11 protein-coding genes and 1 pseudogene are annotated in these 13,003 nt (G+C 40.7%); 3 read left to right on the top strand and 9 right to left on the bottom strand.

All coding sequences use genetic code 11. The features are described 5' to 3' along the window. Positions 1-50 precede the first annotated feature (50 nt). Entirely contained in the window at positions 51-443 is a 393-nt protein-coding gene (locus NOL38_RS07060; RefSeq protein WP_172018481.1) for a (deoxy)nucleoside triphosphate pyrophosphohydrolase, read from the top strand. 23 nt (positions 444-466) lie between these two features. Here NOL38_RS07060 and NOL38_RS07055 read toward each other — a convergent pair whose 3' ends face one another. The 9 genes and pseudogenes from NOL38_RS07055 to relB form a co-directional block, all read right to left on the bottom strand. Then, positions 467-3,340, bottom strand: coding sequence for a DUF3427 domain-containing protein (locus tag NOL38_RS07055; protein ID WP_277941782.1), 2,874 nt, complete (start codon positions 3,338-3,340; stop codon positions 467-469). A gap of 144 nt (positions 3,341-3,484) precedes the next feature. Next, positions 3,485-4,288: a Fic family protein gene (locus NOL38_RS07050; protein WP_277941781.1), complete on the bottom strand. Its 804-nt coding sequence runs from the start codon at positions 4,286-4,288 to the stop codon at positions 3,485-3,487. A 175-nt stretch (positions 4,289-4,463) separates the two neighbouring features. Beyond that, positions 4,464-7,112 (bottom strand): valine--tRNA ligase, encoded by a 2,649-nt coding sequence (locus tag NOL38_RS07045; RefSeq protein WP_277941780.1) that lies wholly within the window; start codon positions 7,110-7,112, stop codon positions 4,464-4,466. A 114-nt stretch (positions 7,113-7,226) separates the two neighbouring features. After that, positions 7,227-7,802, bottom strand: a complete 576-nt coding sequence (locus NOL38_RS07040; RefSeq protein WP_277941779.1) for a DEAD/DEAH box helicase family protein — start codon at positions 7,800-7,802, stop codon at positions 7,227-7,229. Beyond that, a complete protein-coding gene (locus tag NOL38_RS07035; RefSeq protein WP_277941778.1) occupies positions 7,799-8,188 on the bottom strand; it encodes a VOC family protein in 390 nt (129 codons plus the stop codon). The genes NOL38_RS07040 and NOL38_RS07035 overlap by 4 nt, the downstream gene beginning before the upstream one ends. A 240-nt stretch (positions 8,189-8,428) precedes the next feature. Continuing rightward, complete coding sequence (locus tag NOL38_RS07030; RefSeq protein ID WP_277941777.1) at positions 8,429-8,815, bottom strand: helix-hairpin-helix domain-containing protein; 387 nt, start codon at positions 8,813-8,815, stop codon at positions 8,429-8,431. Between the two features lie 20 nt (positions 8,816-8,835). Continuing rightward, entirely contained in the window at positions 8,836-9,090 is a 255-nt protein-coding gene (locus NOL38_RS07025; RefSeq protein ID WP_002943432.1) for a DUF1912 family protein, read from the bottom strand. Between the two features lie 178 nt (positions 9,091-9,268). After that, positions 9,269-9,574, bottom strand: a pseudogene (locus tag NOL38_RS07020) (phosphatidylglycerol lysyltransferase domain-containing protein); the annotation flags it as partial. Positions 9,575-9,651: 77 nt separating this feature from the next. Then, positions 9,652-10,005 carry a type II toxin-antitoxin system RelB family anti-toxin gene (gene relB / locus NOL38_RS07015; protein WP_277941775.1) on the bottom strand — a complete coding sequence of 118 codons (354 nt, stop codon included), beginning with the start codon at positions 10,003-10,005 and terminating at the stop codon, positions 9,652-9,654. Between the two features lie 176 nt (positions 10,006-10,181). Between relB and NOL38_RS07010 the strand changes: the two genes are divergently transcribed. Both NOL38_RS07010 and NOL38_RS07005 read left to right on the top strand, forming a co-directional pair. After that, the gene (locus NOL38_RS07010; RefSeq protein WP_277941774.1) at positions 10,182-11,801 is read left to right on the top strand and encodes a malolactic enzyme; all 1,620 of its coding nucleotides are present in this window, start codon (positions 10,182-10,184) and stop codon (positions 11,799-11,801) included. A 13-nt stretch (positions 11,802-11,814) separates the two neighbouring features. After that, a complete protein-coding gene (locus NOL38_RS07005) occupies positions 11,815-12,762 on the top strand; it encodes an AEC family transporter (protein WP_044688160.1) in 948 nt (315 codons plus the stop codon). Positions 12,763-13,003: the final 241 nt, after the last annotated feature.

Here is a 13,003-nt window from a genome sequence, read left to right as displayed (position 1 = left end):
ATACAAAGTATAACAAAATCTGTTAAAGAGTTTATTGTGGAGGTCAAATCTTGTCAAAAAAAATCATTAATGTTGTAGCAGCGGCAATCGAAAAAGATGGAAAAATCTTTTGTGCCCAGCGTCCTGAAGGAAAGAGCCTAGGGGGCTATTGGGAATTTCCAGGAGGAAAACTTGAAGCAGGCGAGACACCAGAGGAAGCCTTAGTTCGCGAAATTAAAGAGGAATTTGATTCTGAAATCGAAATAATCTCCTTTCTCAATGAAGCATCTTATGAATATGACTTCGGTATTGTTACAATGAAAACTTACCGTTCAAAATTAGTCACGGGTGATTTAACTTTATTAGAACACCAAGATTCTAAATGGCTCCCCATCGAAGATTTAGAGACATTAGAATGGGCTCCAGTAGATATTCCTGCCGTCAAATGTTTGCAACAAAAATAGAGATTCCAGCGAATCTCTATTTTTTATTTATCTGTCAAGTACTTATACAAGTTTGTCTCCACTGGTGAATCCAACTTAAATAACATTTGGACAACTGAATCTCCATTTTTCATTACTTCACTTGCACTATTTTCAACGTATTTTAGTGGACCAAGATAATAAAATTCTCCACCTTCTGAATCATCTTTAATGACAAAAAGTTCTAGCCTCAATCCATTTTTATTAGAATGAATAATAGTCGATACATCATTAGAATCTAATGTACGTTTGTTCTTTGAAAACCACTTCAAAGTTGACTCATTCAGAAGTTCGTCCTCGTACTTTATGGTATCACTAATGTCTTCACTTTTATGGTAAGTGATGAAAATCGGACAAGAATTAGTGTCCTTATCAATTTTGTATCCACCAATATTTAAAGGTGGTTCATCTTTTGCGACATTCATTAATTTAAGCACGTCACGTCGAGAGTATTTCTGACCCAGTGTGAAAATTTCAGGATACTCTTTTGATTTTAAAATACCAGTTTCGATAACATCAAAAAATAGTCTAGCAAATTTATTGTTTTTCATCAGCGATTGATAGACTGTTTTATTCAAACTATATACATCACCTTCAAAAGAAACGAGAGATTCGTCACCATATTTCTTTTGCTCCTGGGCTTTTAAAAAGGATAGATTTAATACCCTTGTAACAGATTCTAAAACTTCTGTTCTAAAATCCAAATCATGCTTAATAATGCATTCAAACCATTTATCTGACGAAACTAGTCCCTCATTTTCGACAAGCAAGTTCAACAAATACAGTTCATGTTTTCGTTTGCCATTCAAGATTTCAAATGTAATAAAATTCAAAAATCGCTTTTCAACTTCTGATAGAAGGATTGTTTCTTCTGAAAACTTATTGATGACATCTCCATAATTTTGAAAACTGGAATTTTCAAAAAAGACAAGTGGATCAATGCTATTGAATTTTACGAAATCTGATAGATACGGAACTCTACCCAACTTATTCTCTAAGTCTTTAAAAGCATCTCGTAAAATTTTAATTGATGAGAGTGTCGTATTTGTGATGGAAGAAAAAATTTGTTCTTTGGCAATCTTCTCAAAGTTGATTGTCGTTAGTCCTCTTAAAATATTTGGCTCTCTGACTTCACGACGATAATTGTCTTTGTTCATAGACTGATCGCCAAAGAGTGCAACTGGAATTAGATAGTTGTTTTGATAGTTTCCAATAAAATCAATTATGGTAACATATTCTTTCGAATCGTGCTTTCGCAAACCTCGACCTAATTGTTGAATAAAAATGATACTCGATTGGGTATTGCGAAGCATGACAACCTGATTGACACTCGGAATATCAATTCCCTCATTAAAAATATCAACCGTCAGAATATAGTCTAAGTGGCCATTTTCTAAGTCTTGAACAACTCTCTGTCGTTCCTCTTGGCTATGTTCCCCTGAAAGAGCGCGTGTACGGAGTCCTCTATTATTAAATTGACTTTCTAATTCCTTCGCCTCTTTAACAGACGAACAGAAAATCAATCCTTTTACCGCCTCACCACTTACTCCGTAGTAAGCAATTTTTTCTAAAATATGATTGACACGTTGTTCAGAAACTAAATTTGAAAAAGTGGCTTTTTCATCAATTAACTGGCCATCAATCTTAATGTCTGAAACACCGTAGTATATAAATGGACAGAGCATATCATTATCAAGTGCCTCTTGCAAGCGAATTTCATAAGCAATATTATAGTCAAAAAGCTCATAAATATTTTGTCCATCTGTTCGCTCAGGTGTTGCTGTCATCCCTAAATAAAAATCTGGCTGAAAATAATTCATCACTTTTTTATAGGAGTCTGCACCAGCTTTATGAACCTCATCAATCAAAATATAGTTAAAGAAAGTTGGCTCAAAAGCTTGAAGGTTATCTGCTCTCGAAATGGTCTGAATGGTCGCAAAGATATACCTCTTCTGTGATATATCCATCCCACTCTTATAAATACAGCCCTCATCATCCTCAAATCCTAACACCTTTTGAAAGTCTTTTAATGATTTTTGAAGAATTTGTTCTCGATGGACAATAAACAACATTCTATCTGGATTATATTGTTTGACATCAAAGGCAGAAAGATAGGTTTTACCTGTTCCGGTTGCACTAATGACCAGAGCTTTGTGAGCACCATTTTCCCTAACAGTTGCGAGGCCTTCCAAAGCCTGCTCTTGCATCTTGTTGGGACGAATGGTTTCTTGGTAAGATGCTATTGACTCGTCCTGAATCGTCGCTGTTTGTATCACCGTCTTTCGACGTGCCGAATAAGCATTGATTGCTTCTATATCTAAAACGATTGATTTTTTCCAAATACGTTCAAACTCTTCTTTTGCATTCTGGATAAAATCACCGTTATGTGTTGAAGTCAATTTCACATTCCACTCATAGTTAATTTTCAAAGCCGTATGAGTTAAATTGGAACTACCAGAAATGATAACTTGTTTATCTTTTTGCTCAAACAGATAAAATTTTGCATGCATTTGCAAATTGACTGGTGTTATCCGTACTTGGACATTTTTCAGTTTAAGCAATTCCTTCATCGCTATGGGATCGTTAAAATCTAGATAGGGAGAAATCAAAATTCTCCCCTGAACTCCCTCATCTGCCAAATCTGATAATTGACTTTTAATTAGGGCGAGTCCAGACTGAGTAATAAAAGCCACACTGAAAGCAAATGATTTAGCTTTACTTAACTCTTCTTGAATATCATTTAATACATAACGATGAGTTTCTGTATCATTAATTAAAATTTTAGGCGAATAGACTCCTTCTTGAAAAATCTCTCTATCAATAAAACCATATTGCAAAGAGTGAAGAAGATGGTCTTGGAATAAGTTGTTGTTGGACATGATATTTTCCTGTGTTCGTTTTTTGCAATAAATAACTTGAATCTAATTGGGGATTTCAAAAGTACCAGTATAAAATTCAATTATCAGTAGTCAATCTATCTCTAGAAATTTGAAAATAAATCTTTCTGAAAATACTTTATTACATCATTCCACTTTTACTCCCAACTCCTCATACATCCTCTCACTTGATAAATCATTCTGACCATTCAAGAGGAGATTTTCAAAGAAGGCAGTTAAAAAATCCGACCGTTTATTGACTAACTTAGCATTGTCAAGCACAAGGGCATCTCGGAAATATTTTGCATGTTTTTGAAAAGGCTCGTTATCAATATCGAAACCAAGTGAGCGAAGGTATTTGATGAGAAATACGGTGATTGTTCGCGTGTTTCCTTCTCGGAATGGATGTATTTGCCAGATGCCTGAGATAAAGGATTGGATATGGGCAACAATGGCTTTTTTATCTAATCCAGCATAAGAAAAATCTCTTTCTTGCTGAAAATCATAATCCAAAGTGGCAACAATCAAAGGAAAATCTGAATAAATCACAGTATCCCCCTTTAAGACTGGTTCATTTTTTGTAATGTTAACCGTTCGATACTCACCAACTGGAATACTGCTGCCAAAAACACCTTGAAAGAGCTCTTTGTGGATATGTAAGAGAATAGTTGGTCGCAAGCTAAAGCCATTTTGGGAGAGCATTTCAACAATTCGGAGAGAGACAATATCTGCCTCTTGCGTACTGGCGTCAGTTGACTGGTGGTATTTCGTAATTTCCTGATACACCTGCTCATAGGTGTACTCTCCACGAGCTTGCCTATCCGCCAACTCCTCCATATAAACAGACGGAGTCAGCCCATCCACTTTTTGAAGACCAAAACCCGTTTCCCAGAGTTCTTGCTTGGCTTCGTAGGAAAGATTGGGATTATCAATATTGTAGGTTGGTTGCATAGACTCCTCCTGTTTGAATTTCTAGCCTTATTATACCACAAAACCCAGCCTTTTAAGGCTGGGCATTTGTTTAATCTAGTGTGGCTAAAATCAGCTTGAGACTAGGAAACGACACCGCAGACAGTACTTGAGTACGGCAAGGTGAGTTGACGAAGTATCAAGTGGTTTTAGACCACTAGACCAGTTTCTTCATCTCTTCAATCCGTCCTACTGTCGCATCGTATTTTGCTTGGTAGTCGGCTTGTTTTTCTTTTTCTTTTTCAACGACTTCTGGTTTGGCGTTGGCGATGAAGCGTTCGTTGCTGAGTTTTTTGCCGACCATGTCTAGTTCTTTTTGCCATTTGGCAAGCTCTTTGTCTAGACGAGCCAACTCTTCTTCTACGTTGAGGAGGTCGGCTAGTGGTAAGAAGATTTCAGCACCGGTGATAACGGCTGACATGGCTAGTTCTGGTGCAGCAATGCTTGAGCTGATTTCCAACTGTTCTGGATTGGTAAAGCGGCGGATGTAGTTTTCATTTGCCTTGAAGAAGGTTTCAAGCTCGCTATCTGCCGTCTTAATCAAAATGGTAATCGGCTTAGATGGCGCAACATTGACCTCTGCTCTGCTATTTCGCACCGAACGGATCAAGTCCTTGAGGCTTTCCACTCCCTTGTGAGCTTCAGCGTTTTCAAAGGCTGGGTTGACAACAGGGTAAGCCGCCACCACGATAGAGCCCTCTGCGTACTGGGCGAAGATTTCTTCCGTCACAAACGGCATGATTGGGTGGAGGAGGCGAAGGATTTGGTCCAGCGTGTAGAGAAGGACAGAGCGAGTCATGACTTTCTCGGCCTCATTGTCGCTGTAAAGCACCTCCTTGGTCAGCTCCACATACCAGTTGGCGAACTCTTCCCAGATGAAGTTGTAGAGGATGTGACCAGCCACACCAAACTCGAACTTGTCGAAGTTTTCAGTGACCTTGGCAATGGTTTCGTTGAGGTTGTGGAGAATCCAGCGGTCCGTCACATTGCCAGCCTCGCTAGCTGCAACTTTCGCTACATTCTCACGCGCCGCATCCAAGGTCAAGCCTTCATTGTTCATGAGGATGTAGCGGGAAATGTTCCAAATCTTGTTGATGAAGTTCCAAGAAGCGTCCATCTTCTCATAAGAGAAGCGGACATCCTGACCAGGGGCAGAGCCGTTTGACAAGAACCAACGCAAAGCGTCCGCACCGTATTTCTCGATGACATCCATGGGGTCAATCCCGTTTCCGAGCGACTTAGACATCTTGCGCCCTTCTTCGTCACGGATCAAACCGTGGATCAGCACGTTCTTGAATGGCTGACGGCCGGTGAACTCAAGCGATTGGAAAATCATGCGTGACACCCAGAAAAAGATGATGTCGTAGCCCGTTACCAAGGTTGAGGTTGGGAAGTAACGCTGGAAGTCCGCCGCGTTTTCGTCAGGCCAGCCCATGGTTGAGAATGGCCAAAGGGCAGAGCTGAACCAGGTATCTAGGACATCCTCATCCTGTACCCATCCGTCACCTGCTGGAGCCTCTTCTCCGACGTACATTTCGCCAGATTCGTTATACCATGCTGGAATCTGATGACCCCACCAAAGCTGACGCGAGATAACCCAATCGTGTACATTTTCCATCCATTGTAGGAAGGTATCGTTGAAACGTGGTGGGTAAAATTCTACCTTATCAGCTGTGTCTTGGTTGGCAATGGCATTCTTAGCCAATTGGTCCATTTTAACAAACCATTGAGTTGACAAACGTGGCTCGACTACCACACCTGTACGCTCAGAGTGTCCAACGGAATGCACACGGTTTTCGATTTCCACAAGAGCTCCAAGTTCTTGCAACTTAGCAACCGTTGCCTTACGAGCTTCAAAGCGGTCCATACCTGCAAATTCACCTGCCAACTCGTTCATGGTACCGTCGTCGTTCATAACATTGACTTGTGGCAGATTGTGGCGTTGACCGACAAGGAAGTCATTCGGATCGTGGGCAGGTGTGATTTTCACAACCCCCGTACCAAATTCTGGGTCTGCGTGTTCATCCGCAATGATTGGGATAGGTTTGTTCACGATTGGCAGGATAACGTTTTTGCCAATCAAGTCCTTGTAACGTGGGTCTTCTGGATTAACCGCAACCGCAACGTCACCGAACATGGTTTCAGGACGGGTTGTCGCAACTTGAAGGGCACGTGAACCATCTTCCAACATATAATTCATGTGGTAGAAGGCACCTTCGACGTCCTTGTGAATAACCTCGATGTCAGAAAGGGCTGTGCGAGCTGCTGGGTCCCAGTTGATGATAAATTCGCCACGGTAGATCCAGCCTTTTTTGTAGAGTTCTACAAAGACCTTGCGAACAGCTTTTGACAAGCCTTCGTCCAGCGTAAAGCGGTCACGTTGGTAGTCCAAAGATAGACCCAACTTGCCCCATTGCTCACGAATGGTCGCTGCGTACTCATCCTTCCATTCCCAGACTTTATCGAGGAATTTTTCACGACCGAGATCATAACGGGTCACGCCTTGCTCCCGCAAGCGTTCCTCAACCTTAGCCTGTGTGGCAATCCCCGCGTGGTCCATACCTGGAAGCCAGAGGGTGTCAAAGCCCTGCATGCGTTTTTGACGGATAATGATATCTTGAAGGGTGGTATCCCAAGCGTGTCCCAAGTGCAACTTACCTGTTACGTTTGGCGGCGGAATGACGATAGAATAAGGCTTGGCTTCCGTATCGCCTGACGGCTTAAAGACATCTTGGTCCAACCAAGTTTGGTAACGACCAGCCTCAACCTCGACTGGATTGTATTTTGGTGATAATTCTTTTGACATTTATTTTTCTCCTTTAGTATTTTTTAAGAAAATTGGCTTATACTATCCTCAAGCTAGAAATAGCCCAATTCTTTTTCATATAATCTCCTAGAAATAGTCAGTCCTTTGGGCTGACTATTTCGTTTGTTCTTCCCCAAGCTCCTCCATTTTTTGGATAATCAGTTGAGCTACGTCATTGACAGAAAGATGAGTATTATTAATTTTGAGATAATGCTGAATGCCCTCTGGAATGCCTAATGAGGTATATTGACATGTACCAGCTGTAGAGAGAATCTCAGCCTCTGAAACTTCAATGTGTCGTTTCAAAGGTTTATGGGTAAGTCGATTTTCTGTCCGATTACGCCGCAGACGTTCTTCCAAAGCAGTCTCCAACTCAACAAATAAAATTTCCTGACCATGATGATGAAAAATCGTCTGAACAGTTGTAAGGAATTGAACCTCTATGAGATTTTTAAAATTAATCAAGGCAGTTCCAATTAGTGGGCGGCCTGACCTAGCAAACACATCATAAACAGCAAATGTAATACGTGTATTGAGGTCAAACATATCCTCAGAAAATTCAGGAATAAAACGTAGGCTAAAATCAATCGAATCGTGATTATGAAAAAGGGTCATCCCTGTCAATTTCGCAACTTCCTGCCCAATGGTCATCTTGCCAGAAGCTTGTGCTCCAATAATAATTAGATTCATACTCCCTCCCCCACCAACTCAATCTTAATCCCATCTGGATCTTCTAAATAGAGGGCATAGTGGTCTGGTCCTCCTGCGTGGGGATAGCGGTCGTCGTAGAGAAGTTTGACTCGTCTGGTCAAAAATTCCTTCCGCCATTGGTCAACATCATCAGGTGTTCCCGCATGAAAGGCTAGATGATTGAGACCAGTGCGGCAACGGTGATAACCTACCTCTAGGAAATCCTGTGGCGTTTGGACAAAGACCAGGTACTGCTCTGCTTTTTTGTAAGATAGCCCTTCCTCCCACTCCTGATAGAGCGAGTAGCCCAGCTTGGTCAGGAGAAAGTCGTAAAATGCACGCGAAGTTTCCAAGTCAGAAACGTAAATTTCAACATGATGTAGCATATTTCTCCTTTCCAAATGAAAATCCCCGCCTAGACTTGCTAGACAGGGACGAAGTTATTCCGCGGTACCACCCTTGTTCAGATAGATTATCTGCACTTTGCTTATTCGATTCACATCATCAGCAACCAGTTTTGACATTTGTGCGGATTTCTCAGTACCACCGCTTCCTGTGACAAATGGGGCTCAAAACACCTCTGAATGGCTTTATTGTAACAAATTGTACCTTGAAAAGCAAGGGATTTAAGCTTTCAACTCAATCCCTTTTTCTTTCAACTGCTTGATAGTTGCAGGCCCGATACCTTTAAGTGCCAATAGCTCTTTCTCGGTATAGTTTGCAAAATCAGACACAGATTGAATACCTGCTTCGTAGAAGGTTTCCAAACGTGCTGCCGCAATGCCTTCCAACTCAGGAAGCGCCAAAAAGTCTTCCAATGAAGTCGCTGAAAAAGTCACTTCTGCTACAACTTCTTTCACTTGTTCCACAGCATGCTCTACTACAGCCTCAGCCTTGTGAGCAACTGTCTCTACTACCTCTGCAGCTCTTTCAAGACCTACACGGCCTGCACGTTTCAAGTCTGCTAATTGTTTTTTCAAAACTTTTTTACGATTTACTTTCTTTTTTCCCATTTTTCATCTCTCCCGTCTGATTAATAATGCCTTTGACCAAACAACTCATCTGGTAAATCATGAAAACCTTTACCAGCATGGTAGTTAGCAAATTTCCCTTGAATGAATCGATAGGCATCCAGCTTGCTCTCATAACGAATATATGCATCCGCTGCACGCTCATCCTTGTCTTCTTCCAAGACACGACGACTTTCTTCAACCGCCATCTCGTTTACCATGACCTGAGTGTTGACCCAAGCCTCAAATTCTTTTAAAAATTCTTGTTCTTTTGTCATAGGATTCCTCTTTTGTGCTTGAATAAGCATACTGACTTATTATATCACATTTTTGGCAAAAGAAAAGCCCTAACTCCTGAGTTAGAGCCAATCCCCTACCATCTGAACTGTAAATCATTTGTGACAGGAAGCCGAAATCTATTGAGTTGGCTTACTACTATACCATTTCATTCTCAGCCTACTTCGGCTTTACCTTCCTATTATCAATCTGTAACAGCACCAGCATAGTAAAAACTAACCATGTCGACCGTGGATAGGAAATGTATTTCGCTTCCCAGTCCGGTCTAAACTTTTCTTTATATTTCCTTAGGCCACTAAAGGAATAAAAGCGACTCGTAAACTGATAAATGAGGTACCCCACTTTTTCTTGCCAAAATGAATGGTCACGAGTTCCTACATTCGACAAAGGGGCCATACCAATATCAAAATAATCTTTACCCTCTTCTTTAAAATAGAGTGCTATCTTGATAAACAAGTATACCATCTATTTCCTAATAAGGAACAAAAAAAATTGAATCCTCCTCATATAGAATTCAATTCCTTTTATACTATCTATTCTATTTAATCCAAATTATCCAAAATCGTTTCAAAAACCATTAAAAAGGATTCCTGCTTTTCCTTCGGTAATTGTTTTAGCTTCATTGTCAATCGTCGGATACTCAATTTTGTATCTGGCTCAGTTTTACCCTCCAGGCTAGAGAAATCAAAAAACTCCTCTGGGGTCATCCCTAAAGCCTCAATCACTTTTTCCAAAGTCTTCAATCTGAGATTATAATTTTTATTTTCAATATTATTGACATACTTGAGTCCCAAACCAGCTTTCTCAGACAATTTTTCTTGGCTCAATCCTTGTTGGGTCCTGTGATGTTTGACTTTTTTAGCAACGTATTTTTGGAGATAATTTGTTTCTGTCATAGTACCTATATCATACTGTTTTTTATGATACAGAGTAACCTCTTGAATGATACTTAGTATTGTTTTCGATACCGTTTCATGCTATAATAGAGAGCAAATCGAGCTAATACATATTGGCTTAGATTGTACTTTCACCAGTCACTCAGTGACTACAACTTATTGATTTGGAGGTCTCTATGGACGGACATCATATTTTAAACGACCCTTTTTTGAATAAAGGAACCGCATTTTCTCTTGAAGAACGTAAGGAGCTTGGACTAGTCGGGCTACTACCTCCTCATGTACAAACTATTGAAGAACAAGCTGCACAGGCTTATGCACACTACCAACGAAAAGATTCTAATATTGAGAAAAGACATTTCTTGATGGAAATTTTCAATACCAATCGAACACTTTTCTACTACCTTTTCAACCAACACATTGTAGAATTCAATCCAGTGGTTTATGACCCTGTCATTGCTGAGTCCATCGAACAATACAGTGATCTCTTTGTAGACCCTCAATATGCAGCCTTTTTGTCTGTTGAACATCCTGATGATATTCGAGATAGTTTAAAAAATGCTGCAGGAGACCGTAAAGTCCGTCTGATTGTTGTCACTGACGCAGAAGGAATTCTAGGTATTGGCGATTGGGGCACACAAGGTGTTGACATTGCCATCGGCAAATTGATGATTTATACTGCTGCTGCAGGAATCGATCCTACTAGTGTTCTTCCAGTTGTCATTGATGCTGGTACCAATCGCCCTGAGCTTTTGGAACATCCATTCTATCTTGGCAATCGACATGAGCGCATTCGTGGAGAGGCCTACTATAGCTTTATTGATCAATTTGTTGAAACTGCTTTGGAGCTCTTCCCTGACCTCTATTTGCATTGGGAAGATTTCGGTCGCGGTAATGCAGCAAATATCTTAAATAAATACAAAGACAAAATCCCTACGTTTAACGACGATATTCAAGGTACAGGGATTATTACCTTAGCAGGTATCTACGGAGCACTTGATATTTCTGGTGAATCATTAACCGATCAACGTTACCTCTGCTTTGGTGGAGGTACTGCTGGTGCTGGCATTGCCCACCGTGTCCTCCTTGAAATGATCAACGAAGGTTTATCAGAAGAAGAGGCCTACGACCGTTTCTATATGGTTGATAAACAAGGTCTGTTATTCGATGACATGGATGATTTGACTCCGGAGCAACGACCATTTGCTCGCAAACGCTCTGAATTTGAAAATAGTGAGGAACTCACAAACCTCACTGCTGTTGTCAAGACTGTCAAACCAACTATCTTAGTAGGGACTTCGACACAACCAAATACCTTTACTCAAGAAATTGTTGAGGACATGTGTAAGTTTACCGAGCATCCTATTATTTTCCCTCTCAGCAATCCGACTAAGCTGGCCGAGGCAACTGCTGAGGACTTAATTAAGTGGTCAGACGGAAAGGCCTTTGTGGCAACCGGTATCCCGTCAGATGACATCAACTACAATGGAGTCACCTATCAAATTGGTCAAGCCAATAATGCTTTAATCTATCCAGGTCTTGGTCTTGGTGTCATGGCTTCTAAGGCAAAACTATTGACCGACCAAATGATTGGCGCTGCAGCACGCTCACTCAGTGGTTTGGTAGATAATGGCAAGCCCGGAGCTCCAGTGCTTCCTCCTGTTTCTCGCTTGACTGAATTCTCTATCAACGTAGCAAACGCTGTTGCCAAAAAAGCTCAAGAACAAGGTTTAGCACAAGTCGAAGGAGATATGGAAGAAGCTGTACAAAATCTTAAATGGTATCCAAAATATTAATCTAGGGGTAAAAATGGTACAGATTCTCACTTCAATTGAAAATATTTTCCCTATTATCTTTATCATAGCCCTTGGCTTCTATCTCAATGAAAAGGGGTGGTTCGGTAAGGAATTTGGAGCAAATATTTCTCGTCTCGTCATGAACGTAGCACTTCCAGCATCTATCTTTATCTCCGTTTTAAAATATCTGACCTTGGATAAGCTGATAGAAGTAGCTCCAGGTCTACTCTTCACATTTGGCGGAGTTATTCTAGCCTATCTGGCTGGATACCTTGTCATCAAGATTTTTAAGGTTCCTGCAGGACGACGGGGAGTCCTGCTCAATATGTTTGCCAATGCCAACACCATATTTATCGGACTTCCTTTGAATATCGCCCTCTTTGGCGACAACTCGATTTCCTATTTCTTAGTGTATTATATTACCAATACCATTTCTACTTGGGCATTTGGTGCTTTGTTAATCGCACAAGATGCTAAAAATCCCGAAGATAAACAAAAAGGAAACTTCAATTGGAGAAAGTTACTGCCAGCTCCTCTTGTTGGCTTTCTCATCTCCTTGTTCTTTTTGTTCTTTAAGATTCCTGTCCCTACCTTTGTAGACAGTACTCTCAGCTATATTGGTAATATTGTAACCCCACTTTCTCTTATTTATATCGGTATCGTCCTATCGAAAGCAGGTCTATCCTCTATTCGCTTTGATAGAGACACAGTACTAGCACTCATAGGACGTTTCCTCCTATCCCCTATTTTAATGTATCTCATTTTAGCCTTGTGGGGAAGTCAGTTGCCTCGTATTGAATACAATACTTTCATGGTACAGGCTGCAGTTCCTGGACTGGCTGTCTTACCCATTTTGGCCAATGAAGGTAAAGGTGACGTACAGTATGCGACAAATGTAGTCACAACTTCCACCATCCTCTTTGTAGTCGTCATTCCAATTGTAGTTAGCCTGCTAGGATAGGATATTGACGATAAGCAGCGATTTACTTCCGTTTTATATAGAAAGAGTTTGTACAGTTTACCAGTACAAACTCTTTTTATACTACTTATCGTCTACCTAAGAAAATGAAAGGGAGTGGGAAAGACATCCATGAAGGCTCCGCCCTCACCCACAGAATAATGAAAACGAACACAAAGCCCTCACTAGGTGTATAATCTTAGTGAGGGCTTTGTGGTTGACGAGTTACTGATGTTAGTCATCG

This window comes from Streptococcus suis (assembly GCF_029616525.1).
GTDB classification, from domain to species: Bacteria; Bacillota; Bacilli; order Lactobacillales; family Streptococcaceae; genus Streptococcus; species Streptococcus suis_AF.
This window is presented reverse-complemented; position numbering and strand designations above follow the sequence as displayed.